At 47.4% G+C, this 15,741-nt stretch carries 15 protein-coding genes and 1 other annotated feature; all 15 genes read right to left on the bottom strand.

From position 1 onward, the window contains the following. Positions 1-209: 209 nt before the first annotated feature. Positions 210-2,855, bottom strand: a complete 2,646-nt coding sequence (gene ppdK / locus JCM14374_RS00120) for a pyruvate, phosphate dikinase (protein WP_054691850.1) — start codon at positions 2,853-2,855, stop codon at positions 210-212. After that, positions 2,848-3,666 carry a pyruvate, water dikinase regulatory protein gene (locus JCM14374_RS00125; protein WP_054691853.1) on the bottom strand — a complete coding sequence of 273 codons (819 nt, stop codon included), beginning with the start codon at positions 3,664-3,666 and terminating at the stop codon, positions 2,848-2,850. The genes ppdK and JCM14374_RS00125 overlap by 8 nt, the downstream gene beginning before the upstream one ends. 162 nt (positions 3,667-3,828) lie before the next feature. Then, positions 3,829-4,488 carry a transcriptional regulator CcpN gene (ccpN, locus tag JCM14374_RS00130; protein WP_083453793.1) on the bottom strand — a complete coding sequence of 220 codons (660 nt, stop codon included), beginning with the start codon at positions 4,486-4,488 and terminating at the stop codon, positions 3,829-3,831. Between the two features lie 100 nt (positions 4,489-4,588). Beyond that, complete coding sequence (glyS, locus tag JCM14374_RS00135) at positions 4,589-6,457, bottom strand: glycine--tRNA ligase subunit beta (protein WP_369397259.1); 1,869 nt, start codon at positions 6,455-6,457, stop codon at positions 4,589-4,591. Next, the gene (locus tag JCM14374_RS14985; protein ID WP_278279201.1) at positions 6,454-6,657 is read right to left on the bottom strand and encodes a glycine--tRNA ligase subunit beta; all 204 of its coding nucleotides are present in this window, start codon (positions 6,655-6,657) and stop codon (positions 6,454-6,456) included. Before JCM14374_RS14985 ends, glyS begins: the two co-directional genes overlap by 4 nt. Next, positions 6,657-7,568, bottom strand: a complete 912-nt coding sequence (gene glyQ / locus JCM14374_RS00140; RefSeq protein ID WP_054692347.1) for a glycine--tRNA ligase subunit alpha — start codon at positions 7,566-7,568, stop codon at positions 6,657-6,659. Before glyQ ends, JCM14374_RS14985 begins: the two co-directional genes overlap by 1 nt. 40 nt (positions 7,569-7,608) lie before the next feature. After that, positions 7,609-7,808, bottom strand: a binding site (T-box leader). A gap of 69 nt (positions 7,809-7,877) precedes the next feature. Further along, positions 7,878-8,765, bottom strand: coding sequence for an SMODS domain-containing nucleotidyltransferase (locus JCM14374_RS00145; protein ID WP_054691862.1), 888 nt, complete (start codon positions 8,763-8,765; stop codon positions 7,878-7,880). Between the two features lie 138 nt (positions 8,766-8,903). Then, positions 8,904-9,650, bottom strand: coding sequence for a DNA repair protein RecO (gene recO / locus JCM14374_RS00150; protein ID WP_054691865.1), 747 nt, complete (start codon positions 9,648-9,650; stop codon positions 8,904-8,906). After that, a complete protein-coding gene (locus JCM14374_RS00155; RefSeq protein ID WP_054691868.1) occupies positions 9,650-10,567 on the bottom strand; it encodes a hypothetical protein in 918 nt (305 codons plus the stop codon). The genes recO and JCM14374_RS00155 overlap by 1 nt, the downstream gene beginning before the upstream one ends. A 179-nt stretch (positions 10,568-10,746) precedes the next feature. Continuing rightward, complete coding sequence (gene deoC / locus JCM14374_RS00160) at positions 10,747-11,247, bottom strand: deoxyribose-phosphate aldolase (protein WP_054691871.1); 501 nt, start codon at positions 11,245-11,247, stop codon at positions 10,747-10,749. 8 nt (positions 11,248-11,255) lie between these two features. Then, positions 11,256-12,137, bottom strand: coding sequence for a GTPase Era (gene era, locus JCM14374_RS00165; protein WP_083453766.1), 882 nt, complete (start codon positions 12,135-12,137; stop codon positions 11,256-11,258). Between the two features lie 14 nt (positions 12,138-12,151). After that, positions 12,152-12,535 carry a cytidine deaminase gene (locus JCM14374_RS00170; protein WP_054691876.1) on the bottom strand — a complete coding sequence of 128 codons (384 nt, stop codon included), beginning with the start codon at positions 12,533-12,535 and terminating at the stop codon, positions 12,152-12,154. Between the two features lie 205 nt (positions 12,536-12,740). Further along, a complete protein-coding gene (locus JCM14374_RS00175; protein WP_054692350.1) occupies positions 12,741-13,094 on the bottom strand; it encodes a diacylglycerol kinase family protein in 354 nt (117 codons plus the stop codon). Between the two features lie 5 nt (positions 13,095-13,099). After that, complete coding sequence (gene ybeY / locus JCM14374_RS00180) at positions 13,100-13,570, bottom strand: rRNA maturation RNase YbeY (protein WP_083453767.1); 471 nt, start codon at positions 13,568-13,570, stop codon at positions 13,100-13,102. Further along, entirely contained in the window at positions 13,539-15,728 is a 2,190-nt protein-coding gene (locus JCM14374_RS00185; RefSeq protein ID WP_054691879.1) for an HD family phosphohydrolase, read from the bottom strand. Before JCM14374_RS00185 ends, ybeY begins: the two co-directional genes overlap by 32 nt. Positions 15,729-15,741 lie beyond the last annotated feature (13 nt).

Raw genomic sequence — 15,741 nt, forward strand, 5'->3', positions numbered from 1 at the left:
ATCCAGGCGACAGGCAAGACACCTGTTCACGCAGGCAGCTGAGATATTTTTTTCTTCCTATGATATATAAAAGAATTAAACCAGTCGTACAACAAAATAAGCGCTAAGAAAATTAACTTTCCTTAGCGCTTTTATCTTTTTGTGATTAGATTGGTGTTCTTTCTGCGTACATCATAACGAAGTCTGCGTTAATCTGCGTCTAAAATAATCTATTTGTTCTTCAACCTGGCCTGGGCGGCAGCCAGGCGGGCTACCGGTATACGGTAGGGAGAGCAGCTGACATAATTCAATCCCAGCAGGTGACAGAACTCAATAGAACTGGGTTCTCCGCCATGTTCACCGCAGATGCCCATTAAAACACCCTCTCTGGTCTTGCGGGCTTTTTCCACGGCCATACGCATCAGGCTGCCCACCCCTTTGCGGTCCAGGACCGCGAAGGGATTGTCCTTGATTATTTTTTTCTCAATGTAAACCGGGATAAACTTGCCTTCGGCGTCATCGCGGCTGAACCCGAAAGTAGTCTGGGTCAGGTCGTTGGTGCCGAAAGAAAAGAATTCCGCTTCAGTTGCCAGTTCATCAGTAACCAGGCAGGCTCGCGGCAATTCCAGCATGGTTCCCACCGCAAATTCCAATTCTGCCCCGGTATCCTTTTTGAACTCTTCATATACATCCAGTATCTCAGCTTTTAACATGGAAAGTTCGGTTATATCCATTATCAACGGCAGCTCAATCTCTGCTTCTGTTTTAATGCCCTCATTTTTCAGCAGCAATATGGCTTCAAAAATAGCCCGTGCCTGCATGCGGTATATTTCAGGATACGTCAATCCCAGGCGGCAGCCGCGATGACCCAGCATGGGGTTAGCCTCGGAAAGGCTATGTATCTTCTTCAGCAGTTCCTCTTTTTCCAGCAAAAGTTTTTCATCCGCATGCTGGTGCTTCATCTCCGCAATTTCCAGGAGCAGGGACTCGCGATCCGGCAAGAACTCATGCAAGGGCGGGTCCAGCAGGCGTATGGTTACTGGATATGGAGCCATCGCTTTGAGTATCCCGTAGAAATCATCCCGTTGGAAAGGCAGAAGCCCAGCCAACGCCTTTTCTCTATCTTCGCGATTCTCTGCCATGATCATTTCCTGTACAATGGGAAGCCTTTCCTGAGCCATAAACATATGCTCTGTCCGGCACAATCCAATGCCTTCAGCACCAAATTCTCTGGCCCGGGCCGCATCCACCGGGGTATCGGCATTGGCTCTGACTGTAAGGGTCTTGGTTTCATCAGCCCATTGCAGGAGTTTTTCAAAATCATCCGATAAGGTAGGTTCAATCATTGGCACCTCGCCCAGCATAACCCGGCCGGTAGCGCCGTCAATAGTGATGATATCGCCATCTTTGACCACTATATCATTAACTGAAAAACAGCCGTTGTTGACATCAATTTTGACCGCTTCACAGCCACATACGCACGGTTTACCCATACCGCGGGCCACCACCGCAGCGTGAGAAGTCATCCCGCCCCGTGAGGTCAAAACCCCTTGTGCATAAACGATACCGTGAATATCGTCAGGAGTAGTTTCAGCTCTGACTAAAACCACCTTTTCCCCATTTTGACCAGCCTTTTCAGCCAGGTCAGCGTCAAATACCACCTTGCCGGAAGCCGCCCCCGGTGAAGCAGGCAATCCTACCGCGATGGGTTCCAGTTTAACTCCGGGATCTATCTGGCGGTGCAGGAGCTGGTTAATCTGTTCCGCATCTACACGTAAGAGGGCTTCTTCCTTGGTTATTAGTCCTTCGTTGACCATTTCCACCGCCACTCGCACTGAGGCGCGCGCGGTTCTTTTGCCGTTGCGGGTCTGCAGCATAAAAAGGCGGCCTTTTTCTACGGTAAATTCTATGTCCTGCAGGTCACGGTAATGGTTCTCCAGGTTCTGGCAGGTCTCAACAAACTGCTGATACACTCCCGGCAGCTCTTCTTTTAATTTTGATATAGGCATGGGGGTTCTGATGCCTGCCACTACATCCTCTCCCTGAGCGTTAACCAGGAACTCGCCATATAACTCTTTTTCCCCGGTGGAAGGATTACGGGTAAAGGCAACGCCGGTGCCGCAGTCCTGCCCCATATTGCCGAATGCCATACACTGAACATTCACGGCTGTTCCCAGGCTGTCATCAATTTTGTTAATCTTGCGATAAACGATGGCCCGCTGGTTGTTCCAGGAATCGAATACCGCTTTGATAGCCATCAAGAGCTGTTCTTTTACATCTTGCGGGAATTCAAAACCCTTTGCCTGTTTTACGATAACTTTATATTCGCTGATGATCTCCTGTAATTCTTTAGCCGGTATCTCATAATCAAATATCAGGCTGAGTTTTCTCTTATGTTTCTCCACTACTTCATCGAAATGGGCATGTTCAATGTCCAGTACCACATTGGAAAACATCTGGATAAAACGGCGATAGCAGTCATAGGCAAACCTCTCATCCCCGGTCAGCTCCGCCAGTCCTAAAACAGACTCATCATTTAAACCCAGGTTCAGAATGGTATCCATCATGCCGGGCATAGATATAGCTGCCCCGGAGCGGACTGAAACCAGCAAGGGATTAGCCTTGTCCCCAAATTTTTTTCCAGTTGCCGCTTCGAGTTTCTGCAAAGCTGCAAATGCCTGGTCCAGAGTCCCTTCCGGAAAATCGCTGCCTGACGCCAGGTAGGCATTGCACGCCTCAGTAGTTATAGTAAAACCGGGAGGCACCGGCAGCCCTATTCGGGTCATTTCCGCCAGATTGGCTCCCTTACCGCCCAGCAGGCCGCGCATATCAGAAGTTCCTTCTTCAAATAAGTACACCCACTTCGTGCTAGACATGACTTAACCTCCTATAATATATTTCTAATATTTTGCTTGCGGTTTCTTCCACAGCCCGATTGGTTACATCGATTACCGGGCAGCCCAACTTTTTCATTATACTATTACCGTACTCAATCTCCTCCAAAATTCTTTCAGGATTGGCATAGCTGGCCTGTCCTTTTAGTCCCAGGGTTTTCAAACGTTCAGCCCGAATCTGGTTGAGTTGTTCCAATTTTATGGTCAGGCCGATAACTTTACCTTTTTCTGCCCGGAACAATTCTTCGGGGGGATTGACTTCAGGCACCAGAGGCACATTGGCGACTTTGATGCGCTTATGTGCCAGGTACATGGAAAGCGGCGTCTTTGAGGTGCGCGACACTCCCACCAGAACTATATCGGCCAGGTCAATTCCGCGCGGGTCTTTGCCGTCATCATAACGGACCGCAAATTCTACCGCTTCCACCCGGCGGTAATACATTTCATCGATTTTTCTTAACAGCCCCGGTTCCCTTTTGGGTTCTAAATGGCTGGCGGCGCCTATAGCCTCTACCAGCGGCCCTAAAATATCTACACAGGGCACGCCATATTTCTTGGCTTCACAGCACAGGTGATCTGCCAGGTTGTCAATTACCAGAGTATATGCTATCAGGAATTTGCTGGCAGCCGCCTGATGAACCACCTCATCCAGGGTTTCCGTATCAGAAATATTGGGTATTCTTCTGATTTCCATATTACCCGAGTCGAACTGGCTGGCAGCGGCCCTGACTACCATTTCCGCCGTTTCTCCAATCGAATCTGAGACTATAAATACTCCCGGCAAATGATTCATATTTTAACCTCCATCTTCCCGCCCTGCTTGGCGGTAGATATCAATTTACCCCGTAATATTGTATTTAATACCCAGTTTACTTACTACTGAATCAGTGCGGCTGAATGAACAGTTACACCCCACCATATTATTATTCCTCGTTATACAACGTGAAATTAAACTTCAAACATCTGCATTATGCGGGCTGCGGCCTTCGGCTGCCAGGTCTAAAAAGAGACGAGCTATATTGGTCTTGGTTATTCTGCCTACCACTTCCAGTTTTTCTTCCCCGGCGGAATCCAGGTAGGTCTTGACTACCGGCAGTCCGTCGACTTCATGTTCCACAATCTTTTTTACCACATCCACCACATTTTCATCCAGACCCGCGCAAATGATATTAGGCATACGGGTCATAATAATACTGACCGGCATTTTGTGTATATCAGCCTGTCCTAACGTAGTCTTTAAGCAGTCTTTGCGGGAAACCACCCCGCTCAGGTAATTGGTTTCGTCTACGATAAATATACTGCCGGTATCCTCCACAAACAAGGTAACAATAGCATCATAAACGCTGGCATTTTCCTTTAATATTACCGGCAGGGACTGAATGTCCCGCACTCGGTAGTTGTTCAGGGCCTTGCGAATCTCGTTTTCCCCTTCGCTTTTCAAATAATAGCCCACCCGGGGCTTGGCCTCCAGAAACCCCGACATAGTCAGTACAGCCAGGTCAGGCCGCAAAGCCGCCCTGGTCACATTTAATAACTCGGCAATCTTTTCCCCAGTAATGGGGCCATGGTTTTTAACGATTTCCAGTATCTTTTCCTGTCTTTCATTCAGTTCGATGCTGTTCACCGCCTGTTATGTGCTATACTTTTTAATGCAAAATACACTAATTATATATACTATATCAAATAATAAAATCCTGTTTAAATTATTTATTTTTTTAATCAACCAATTTGCTGAAATCGGCAATTTGGTGGGATAAATTAGCAATGGTCTTCAGCATACCCAGACGTGCATTACGCAGGGACTCATCCTCTGCCATCACCATGACTGCTGTAAAAAATCTGTCCAGTACAGGGCGCAGGCTGGCCAGGTCCTGCAAAGCCTGTTCGTAATTCTGTTTGTTGAGACTGGCTTCCACCTGCCCCTTAAGTCCTTTAATAGCCTGGAAGAGTTCTTTGTCGCAATCATCCGCCAAAACTGCAGCATTCACTTCTGCAGATTCCCATTTGCGGGACAGGTTATGGGAACGGTTGTAAACCACCATAAAGTCCTGATAGTAATCATTGCCTTTAAATTGCTGCAGCATCTTTGCTCTTCTCGCCAAATCGCTTAAATCAGATGAGGGTTTGGCAAAAACCGCATCAATAACGTCGTAGGAGATGCCTTGTTCCAACAGAATCCCGCGCAAGCGCTGAACGATAAACTCCATTAACTCAGCTGCGGTATCGGCCTGGCTCAGTTTGGGTTTGATTGGAATGAAGGCTTCATATGCCAAATTCAGGACTTCATCCAGCTTGAACACCAGGTGATGTTCGAGGATAATATTCACCAGACCCAGAGCCTGGCGCCGCAGGGCGTAAGGGTCCTGAGAACCGGTCGGTTTGATGCCTATAGCAAAACAGCCCACCAGGTTATCAATTTTTTCGCTTAAACTTAAGACTATGCCCGTTGAGCTTGCCGGCAGCCTGTCGCCGGCAAAACGCGGCATATAATGTTCAAGAATGGCTGCGGCTACTTCCTGATCTTCATGGCTCTGTAGCGCATAGTAGCGCCCCATTATTCCCTGCAGTTCGGGAAATTCGTATACCATGGCACTGAGCAGGTCGGCTTTGCACAGATAAGCGGCCCGCTGCAAACGAACTGGATTACTTATAGAAAGCAGTTCGCCCATCTTAACGGCCAGATTTTCCAACCGCTGTACTTTATCCATCAGGCTGCCCAAGCGTTCATGGAACATGACGTCTTTTAAGCCCGCCACCATATCCTGCAGGGCTTTTTTGGTATCTTCCTTCCAGAAGAACAACGCGTCTTCCAGCCTGGCTTTCAGCACCCTTTCATTACCGGCTGTCACCAGTTCCATGCTGTAGGCGATGCCGTTTTTGACCCCTATAAAACCGGGCATCAACTTACCTGTCTGATCGTAGACCGGGAAATAACGCTGGTGTTCAATCATGCTGGTGGTCAGTACTTCAGGGGGAACCTCCAGGTATGAAGGTGAAAAGCTTCCATAAAAAGCGGTGGGATATTCCACCAGATGGGTTACCTCCTCCAGCAGCTCTGGATTCTCCATGGCTGTACCCCCCTGGGCCGCGGCCACTTCAACTACCTGTTTCCAGATGATATCTTTGCGTTCCTGCTGGTTCAGAATAACGTAGTTCTGTTTTAGTATTTCAAAATATTCCGCTGTATCTTTTACGCTCAGGAAGCCTTTGGAGAGAAAACGATGCCCGCAGGTTTGCCGTGAACTGTTGATATTATCTATCGAGAATTCGATTACTTTATCATCAAACAAGGCTAAAAGCCAGCGAATAGGGCGGGCAAACCGGGTGTTATAATAGCCCCAGCGCATAGATTTCGGAAAAACCAAGGCAGTAATGATTTCCGGCAGCAGATTAGGCAGTACCTGCAGGGCGGGCTGGCCTTTTTCCTTTTTAACGGCGTATAAATATTCTGCTCCGCCTGCTTCACGAATTTCCAAGTCCTCAAAGGCCATCCCCTGGCCGCGGGCAAAACCAAGACCGGCCTTGCTGGGCTGGCCATCAGCGGTGTAAGCCGCTTCTTTTTTAGGCCCCCGGTTTTCGATCAGGCATCCGCCTGCTTCTCATCCAAGCCCTGCACATAAAGGGTTAAGCGGCGCGGAGTGCCATAGCATTGCAGCGAACTGTATTTTAACCTGGCTTCACCCAGTTTTTTTTCGGCCAGGTTCTGCAAGTCATCGATAGCTTTTTCCATATATGCGGAGGGGAGTTCCTCCACCCCGATTTCCAGCAATAAATCCTTAGCCATTAGCCGACCTCCTCCTCGCTCAAGAATTGTTTCCTGAGATTTTCATCTTTTATAAGCGGGTAACGCATGGCTTTGCGTTGTTCCAGGTATTCACCTGCCACCAGCCGGGCCAGATTGCGCACCCTGCCGATATAACCGGTGCGTTCGGTTACGCTGATAGCCCCGCGGGCATCAAGCAGGTTGAAAAGGTGCGAGCATTTCAGGACATAATCATAGGCCGGCTGGGGCAGATGTTCGGCCGCTATCCGCTGGGCCTCTTGTTCGCAAAGCCTGAACATGGTCATCAGGCTGTTCACGTCCGCCAGTTCAAAATTGTAACGGGAATAATCCACCTCGGACTGGTGATGTACATCCGCATAGGTGATGCCTTCCACCCATTCGATATCAAAAACGCTTTCCCGGTTCTGAATATACATGGCGATGCGTTCCAGGCCGTAGGTGATTTCCGCGCATACCGGATAACAGTCGTAGCCGCCGCACTGCTGGAAATAGGTAAATTGGGTTATTTCCATACCATCCAGCCAGATTTCCCAGCCCAGGCCCCAGGCTCCAAGAGTCGGAGATTCCCAGTTGTCTTCCACCAGTCTGATATCGTGTTTCTCAGCTTCGATACCCAGTTCACGCAGGCTTTCCAAATAGAGATCAATAACATCATCCGGGGATGGTTTTAGTATTACCTGGTATTGATAGTAATGCTGCAAACGGTTGGGGTTTTCGCCGTACCTGCCGTCGGTGGGGCGGCGCGAGGGTTCTACATAGGCTACGTTCCATGGTTCAGGCCCCAGGCAGCGCAGGAACGTGGCCGGATTCATAGTGCCGGCACCTTTTTCCATATCGTAGGGCTGCTGAATTATACAACCCTGGCGGCCCCAAAAATTCTGCAATTTCAATATAATCTCCTGAAAAGTCAACATCACAACCTCCTTCAAAAAATAAAGCCCTGTCCTTGCGGACAGGGACGGTTTCTAACCGCGGTTCCACCCTGATTTGGCTGTAAGCCCACCTTCATTTGCCGGGTTTTACTGACCGTTGTTACGGCGTTCCTCCCGCAGCTCCAAAGCGCCTTCAAAAAACCAGCCTGCCGGTTTCCAGCTTCCCCGGCTCTCTGTAAAGGTGTACGTTTTTTTACTCCTCTTTTTCATCGCTGTAGTTATTTAGTTGTACAAAATCACAATTAGTTTATCAGCCTGCCCCGCCCTTGTCAATTCCGAGGTAATGTCCTACCCCGGGAATTTCTCGCCGAAGATTTCTTTCCAGCAGCGGTTGGCGTTATAGCTCTCACCTTTTTCCTCGTAGGATAATGCTTCCACCGCTTTTTTGTAGGCGTCATTGGCGGGTGCGCCAAAATCATCTTCCCGGTGCAGTTTACGGTTGCTGCCTTTGGCATACCAATCAAGCTGTTCCTTGCGTCTTCCAGCCAGGTATTCCATAAAGTCCATCATCATATTGCCGTAGTAACCATAGGATACTTCGGCTCCTTCCCAGTCCTCCATGAAATTCATGGCCATGGTATCAATGAGCATGCTGGGCATAACCACCTTATGCGTGAACTTCCAGGCTCGGGTCATGCGGGCAATATGTTTGACCTTACCGCCGTATTTATAATTATATTCATCTATAACTTCAATTTCCCTGATGGGATTGAACTCCTGCCAGCGTCCTCCCTCGGAAGGATCGGGATATATGTATCCATTCTTTTTCGGGACAGCGAAAGCGGGAATCACCTCCACCAGGGGTTTTTCTTTGTATGGCATCATCAGGCAGTGTTCATCATTTATAAAAGCATCAGCATTAATCTTACTCATGAAATCCCTGGTTTCCCGCAAAAGGGTGCGCTGCACATTACCCGGCCATTTTGCCAGGCGTTCATAGATTTGCAAGGGTAATACCACCATTATATTTACGTTATCCAGCTCATTTATGGCGGTATCCCGGCCAAAGGAACCGAGATAAAACACGTTGCGGGTATCTGATTTTATATGCCAGTAATAATTGTTTACCGCCAAGGCGATTTCCTTGCCGCGCTGGATAATAATATCGTGGTTATCGACTTTAATATTGTTGAGAAAGGTTTTGAATTTATCGGCAATGCTCTCAGTCTTCTGCATAAAACTTACCTCCCTAATAAATAGTCAGTTTTCAGAGGTTTTATTGTTTATACAAATTCTAATGCGCAAGTTGAGTAAGTCATTCTTTTACGGTAAATTTCTCCACACACTAGCCCTTACCTGACCTGTAAATCATCTTTACTGGCTTTTATTTATAAGCTGAATAGTTTTTTTCATATTGAACTTTCTTTCCAGGTGATACTCAAGATCTAATTCTAGTATATGCTCAATTTGCTTTAAAGCCGCCGGCGAGACTTTAAGCCGGTTCAAAGCAGCCAGGCCGCCGCAAGCCAGCAAACGTAAAACCGCCAGGCTTTCACCATTCAGATAAACGTTGTGCAGAGATACATCCAGGCAGGATTCGCAAAAAATCCCCCCCTGGGCCAGGTTAAATACGGGCTTTTTCACATCCTTTCTGCCGCAGCCGCAGCAAGCATCAAGCAACGGTCCATATCCTAACCCTGCCAGTAATTGCAGTTCAAAGTACCGCAAGACCAGAGGGTTGAAGCCTTTTTTATCCAGATATTCCAGAACAGAAAGAGCGCACGAATATAACTCCGGCATGGGCATTTTATCGAGCAGGGCTTTATCGATAAGTTCCATTATGTAGAGAGAGTGCAGGCTTAAAACCACATCCTCGCGGCTGTTGCCATAGAAATCGATGAGTTTGCCCTGGGTAATAATGTCGAGTTCCCGTCCGGAGCTGAGGTGAAGCATAGAATGACAGAAGGGCTGAGTGCAGGCCCGCAAGCTGCTTTTAGGCTTCTGAACCCCGCGGGCAATAGAACGCACCTTGCCTTTTTCTTCGGTAAAAAGGCTGACCAGCTTATCGGTATCACGATAATTTATTGATTTTAATACTATAGCCCGGCTGCGGTAATACATTATCTTCCACTCCAAAAAAGTACATTGGCCACTTTAACCGGGTCATTAACCCTTTCTACTTTAATTCTAAACCTGTGACTCAGATTGCAACAGATATTGTCAGCTTCATCGGTTCCAATATAATGATAATCAAAAGCCAGATAAACCCGTTTTACATCGTCTAATCCCAGAGATTCAATTCTTCTGGCCAGGCATTTCCGGTCTCTGATATAATCCCGGTTCACCCAGGCAAAGATACTGCCGCCGTATTTGCTCATACGCGGACAAGCCACGGGATTAAATGTTTCATCCCTCCTGAACCGGGTATTATTTTGCAAAACGGTTTTGGTTATATTTGCCAGGGAGGTTTCGTTTTTAACCAGTCCCCAGCGGGGAATCTTTACTACCATAACCGGGCAGCCGGCCTCCCGCACCATCTCCAGGATACGCTGAACTGATATCCCGTCAGTCATTTCAGCATGGACGGCGTATCCGCCCAGTTCAGGGACAATGATTATGTCCGGCGCTAATCCCAGGCTGGGCAGGTGATGACCTCCGTCAAAAACCACCACCCGGTAGCAATTATCCCTCATCCTGCGCAGGTATGCCTGCCCTTGCGGGCTGCTGTGCCAGCTGTCCGTTTGCGAACATTCTACGATGGCGTTGTATCTGGCATCCAGAAGCCGGGTTAATTGCTGAGGGTAATCTTGGTAGTTGCCGGGAAGCACTGCCGCTATGCGAAATTCAGACTGTGGCAGCATCCTCAAACCCGGGTTGTACAAAACCATCGCTCTAGCGTGGCTGCTGACGTACCGCGCATATAATTCCAGACCCTGATAATACCCAAACTCTTTCATGGCATCACAAGGGTATTCGATCATTACGGCCGTATATACAGCCATCAATATAAGCAAAAAATATAGTTTCTTTAAATACACAAAAAGGACGACTCCTCATCGTCCTCCCCTTAACAAATACTCCTCTGCCAGGCGCCCCGCGCTGCTGCTGCCTATCCTGTCAGCCCCGGCCTCAATCAACCGCAGGGCAAAATCAAGTTCCTTGATGCCCCCGCTGGCTTTGATTTTCAGGTTATCCGGCTTATTAGCCTTTATAATTTCTATATCCTCCAGCTGACCCCCCGGGTGGAAAAGCCGGTGGAGGTTTTGATGAAATCCGCCCCGCTGTCCCCAACCATTTGCGTAGCCCTGACCAGTTCCTGCGGGCTCAACAATGCGCTTTCCACAATCACTTTCAAGATAAACCTGTATTCGTTTTTAAGGTGCAGCAGGGCTGCAATTTCTTGAGCAGCGTTTATGTATTCCCGGTCCTTAAATCTGCCGATATTCATAACCAGGTCCAGTTCCTGGGCTCCATCTTCAAGCGCCATCCTGGCTGCGTTTACCTTGGTCTCTGTCCTGTCGGCACCCAGAGGAAAACCGATCACCGTACATAGCTTAACCCCGCTGTTTGCAAGCAAATCCCGAGCTTGCGGCAAGCGGCAGGGATTAATACACACCGCGGCCATGCCATACTTTTTTGCTTCTTCGCACAGATGTTCTATATCCTTCTGGCTGCAAGCCGCCTGTAAATTGGTACTGTCCAAATAGGCAGGAAGCATTTTTCACCTCACAACCTGAAACCGAGCTGATTAAGGTTGCTCTCATTGTCACGCCAGTTTTTCTTAACCTTAACCCATAAATCCAGGTATACCTGAGTATCCAGCAAGCGTTCAATCTCGTGCCGGGATTGTTCTCCGATACTTTTTAACATCTGCCCGTTTTTACCGATAATAATGCCTTTTTGCGAATCCCTCTCGGTGTAAATCACCGCTCGCAAGTAAACCTTGCCCGCAGATTGCTGTTTGAACTCCTCCACCTCTACCGCCAGGGAATGTGGTATTTCATCACGGGTTAAGATCAAGGCCTTTTCCCGAATCAATTCAGCGGCAATAAAGGAAATCGGCTGATCTGTCAGGTCGTCCTGCGGGTAATATAAGGGACCTTCCGGCAGAGCCTTAAAAGTGGTCTCCAATAAACCCGGGAGGTTGGTACCCTGCCGGGCGGATAAAGCAATAATCTCCGCAAATTTCATCTGGTTGGTAAAGCTCTCGATAAAAGATTCCACCTGATCAGATTCTACCAGGTCTATTTTATTTACCAGCAAGAAAACCGGTACTGACGCATCCTTAAGGTGGTTTATTACAAACTGTTCTCCTCCGCCGAACGGCCTGGTCACATCAGTCATATAGTATATAATATCTACCTCTTCCAAACTGCGCGTTGATACCTTGACCATATATTCGCCCAACAGGTGCTGGGGTTTGTGTATTCCCGGGGTATCCACAAAAATTATCTGGCCCTGGTCACAGGTATAGATTCCCTGGATGCGGGTTCGGGTCGTTTGAGGTTTCTGGGTTACTATAGCTATCTTGGCTCCGATTATTGCATTCATTAATGTGGACTTTCCTACATTGGGACGGCCCACAATGCTTACAAACCCTGATTTCACGATTAACCTCCTAATTAACGCAAAACAAAAAGCCGGGGTAACATCTCCTGTAAATTATATTCTTTGCTCCGGTTTTTTTCATCGGTAATAATTAGTTTGATTTCGGGAGCAAATTCGGCCAGAACCTGCAGGCAGGCTCCGCACGGGTAAATAAACCCTTCCCCGCTGCCTGCTATGGCCATGGCAGCAAATTCCTTTATGCCTTCGCTTACGGCTTTAAATATTGCTGTTCGTTCTGCGCATACACTCAATCCATATGAAGCGTTTTCCACATTGCAGCCGGTGAAGACTTTCCCATCACCGCTCAGCAATGCCGCACCTACCTTAAACCCCGAATAGGGCGCATAGGCGTTTTGTTGTGCTTGCCGGGCTTTGGCTATCAGTTCCTCATTGGTCATAACACTCCGGGGAGTTAATTGCCACAGAATCACACAGATTTTACACCGATACACACAGATTATTTTTTAGTAATAAAAGGTCTATAAATGCAATCTAGCATAATCTATTTTCATCTTAAAAGTAATTAACTGTTTAGTGGATCTCCAAAACACCCTATCTGTGAACATCTGTATCCATATGTGGGTTGTGTCTCCTGTGGTTGAATTAAAATATATGGGGGCCAAAGATTATGAATCCCATTATTACTGCGTTGATGGCACTGAGCAGGACTGCGCCCGCCGCCAGGTTTTTCGCTGCTTTGGCCAGGGGATGGTATTCCAGAGTTACCAAATCAACTGTTTTTTCTACGCTGGTGTTAATAGTTTCACTTACCAGGACAAAAAATATTGTTAAAATCAGCATTCCCCATTCTAATCTATTCAGTCTAAAAAGAAAACCACCCGAAACGGAGATTAATGCTGCCAGTCCATGAATTTTCATATTGCGCTGGGAAACAAACGCCTGGACCATGCCTGAAACAGCATGTCCAAAACTCTCCCCGAGATTACCGCTGCCCATCAATTCTACCTTTCCAGTTTTACGGAATGCATGATCTTATCTTCCAGATTGCGCATGAGTTTTTTCTCATCTTCGGTTTCATGATCATAGCCCAATAAATGCAGCATACCATGAGCAACCAGATACCCCAGTTCCCGGTTCAGCGAGTGTCCATACTCCTCGGATTGCACCTGAGCCTGTTCCAGCGAAATGACAATATCGCCCAGTACGTTTACATCACCGCCGAAATCATAGTCGGGTTCATCTTCACCTAATTCATTCATAGCAAATGATAAGACATCTGTCGGACGGTTCTGCTGGCGGTAAATAAAATTCAATTCCTGTATATAGCTGTTGTCAACGACCATAACGCTGACCTCAGTATTTTTCGGCAGACGAACCAACTTGGCCACCGCATTGATCACAGTCATTATTACTTGCTGCATTTCCCTGGTGTATACTATCTTATTCTGCTGATTTATGATCATGGCCTCCATGCTTTTCTCTCCTTTTTTCAAATTCCCGCACGATGATTTCCGGGTATTCTATGCGTTTATGGTATATACCCTCCAGCATCTGGCAGAATGAACCGGCCACGGTGTCCAGGTCTTTAAATGTCAAGTCGCTGGTTTCTAATTGGCCATCGTTCAGCTTGTCCTTTATTATGCGACGAACCATATTTCTGATTCGTTCCGGATTGGGATCTTGCAGAGATTTAACCGCCGCTTCCACTGAATCTGCCAACATTACCAAAGCTACTTCCCTGCTCTGGGGTTTTGGTCCTTCATAACGGAAATTTTCTTCGCTGATAGTGCCTTCACGGTCTTCTTCAAGTGCCCGGCTGTAGAAAAATTTGGCCAGGCTGGTGCCGTGATGCTGTTCAATAAAATCTATGATAATCTGGGGCAGCCGGGCTTCTCGCGCCAGTTCCACCCCTTCACGCACATGTGAAGTAATGATTAAGGCACTTAAGGCCGGCGCTATTTTCTCATGCGGGTTTTCATAGCCGCGCTGGTTTTCTACAAAATAATCAGTTCGTTTTATTTTCCCTATATCATGATAATAAGAACCCACCCTGACCAGCAAGGGATTAGCGCCTATGGGTTCAGCAGCAGCTTCGGCCAGATTAGCTACCATCAGACTGTGATGGTAGGTACCGGGCGCTTCTAAAAGCAGCTGCTTTAAAAGCGGATGGGTGGGATTGGCCAGTTCCAGCAATTTAATCATACTGGTAATGGAAAAGCTTGTTTCGAGATAGGGCAGGGCTCCTATCATCAGGACTGCCGACAGTATACCATTTACTGCCCCAATTATACCAGCTACTAAAAGCAAATGCAGGTTTACGTTGCCGCCAATAAGGGTAAGGGTAAAAATCGTTATTATATTAACCAGAGCTATATATACACCCGATTTGGCCAGGTCTGAGGTTTGACTTAAGCGGTAAACCTGAAAAACGCCTACGGTGCCTCCTACGAAGGCTGTTATAGCGTAAAACAACTGGTTGCCTTCAGTTATCAAGCCCACATAAACCGCCATAATCATGGTCAGGAAATAGGCCAGGCGATTCTCCAACAAGATGGCCACCAGCATTGAACCTGCCGCAACCGGCGCCAGATATCCGGTAAGCGCGTTTATTTCCGGCTGGTCGCCCAGTCTGATAATGGTTAAAACCCGGGTAATGGAAAGCACTAATATGAATATTAAACCTATTAAGAGCATTAATGAGTCGTTTTCGTAAATCTTGCGGTAATAGCGCCGCAAAAAGTCAATGCTCAGCCAAAATGTCAGCAGTACAAACAAAGCGGAACCGACTAAAGTCAGAGGATAGCTGCGGCTGCGTTGAATGCCCAGTTGTTCTAATGTTGAAATCTGTTCCGGAGTAACCCGTTCACCCCGGTGCACAATAATTTCCCCGGCCTTTACGGTCTTCTGCACTGGTTTGACAGCATCCATGGCTTCTTTTCTAGCTTGATTGGTTGCCTCCTCATTAAACACCAAATTGGGTCTTAAGGAATTGATACAGATAAGCTTCATTATATCCTGGGCTTGAGGTACGAAAGCCAGTTGTCCGATGCTATTATTGACCTGTTCTTCCAGTCCGCCAATAGCCTCTTCAGTTACCGGCTGCTCCATAACCCCGGCCACGATACTCAAAGAGGTAAGCCTCATCTGCTCCAAATCCTGAGGACGGGCATTAGTCAAATAACTCGCTAATTGAGAGCTGCTGTATCTGATTTTAAATTGTCCGTTATGCTTATTGCTATCCAGGAGTTCCTTTAGACGGGTTTTTGTATCCGGCGATGATGAAGCTAATATCTCATTAATAGCGGCAAAAAAATTATTTATCTCATCCTGGGTAGCAGTAAGAGCATACTTGTCCTCCTGGTAGACCTTCTGCACCCGGGAGGCAGCCTGCTGTTTCAAGGTCATGGTCTGTCTCTGGTCAATTACCACCGCGGTAATATTTGATTGTATATCCTGCTGAGCAACCTCATCAGGTTTCAACATCACCTGCTTGGGACTGAACTTGCTGAATAAAATCAAAATGGTTACGGCAAAGAAAAACAGTAGCCCCAGAACCTTTTTAGTGCTGGATTGTTTCAGGAATGTTAATAATCTGCGGCCTGCAATCACCAGGATACCAGGTATCTTCATGCCAACGCTCCTC

Origin of the sequence: Syntrophomonas palmitatica JCM 14374, from assembly GCF_001311885.1 — a bacterium.
GTDB lineage: Bacteria > Bacillota > Syntrophomonadia > Syntrophomonadales > Syntrophomonadaceae > Syntrophomonas_A > Syntrophomonas_A palmitatica.

What these genes read in the sequence shown, in the direction of transcription:
- deoC (WP_054691871.1), bottom strand. Translation starts at nt 11,247, where the DNA reads ATGCTTCCTGCCTATTTGGACAGTACCAATTTACAGGCGGCTTGCAGC.
- JCM14374_RS14985 (WP_278279201.1), bottom strand. Translation starts at nt 6,657, where the DNA reads ATGGCTAAGGATTTATTGCTGGAAATCGGGGTGGAGGAACTCCCCTCC.
- JCM14374_RS00175 (WP_054692350.1), bottom strand. Translation starts at nt 13,094, where the DNA reads ATGGGCAGCGGTAATCTCGGGGAGAGTTTTGGACATGCTGTTTCAGGC.
- JCM14374_RS00145 (WP_054691862.1), bottom strand. Translation starts at nt 8,765, where the DNA reads ATGCAGAAGACTGAGAGCATTGCCGATAAATTCAAAACCTTTCTCAAC.
- ybeY (WP_083453767.1), bottom strand. Translation starts at nt 13,570, where the DNA reads ATGGAGGCCATGATCATAAATCAGCAGAATAAGATAGTATACACCAGG.
- ppdK (WP_054691850.1), bottom strand. Translation starts at nt 2,855, where the DNA reads ATGTCTAGCACGAAGTGGGTGTACTTATTTGAAGAAGGAACTTCTGAT.
- JCM14374_RS00170 (WP_054691876.1), bottom strand. Translation starts at nt 12,535, where the DNA reads ATGACCAATGAGGAACTGATAGCCAAAGCCCGGCAAGCACAACAAAAC.
- JCM14374_RS00185 (WP_054691879.1), bottom strand. Translation starts at nt 15,728, where the DNA reads ATGAAGATACCTGGTATCCTGGTGATTGCAGGCCGCAGATTATTAACA.
- recO (WP_054691865.1), bottom strand. Translation starts at nt 9,650, where the DNA reads ATGTATTACCGCAGCCGGGCTATAGTATTAAAATCAATAAATTATCGT.
- JCM14374_RS00125 (WP_054691853.1), bottom strand. Translation starts at nt 3,666, where the DNA reads ATGAATCATTTGCCGGGAGTATTTATAGTCTCAGATTCGATTGGAGAA.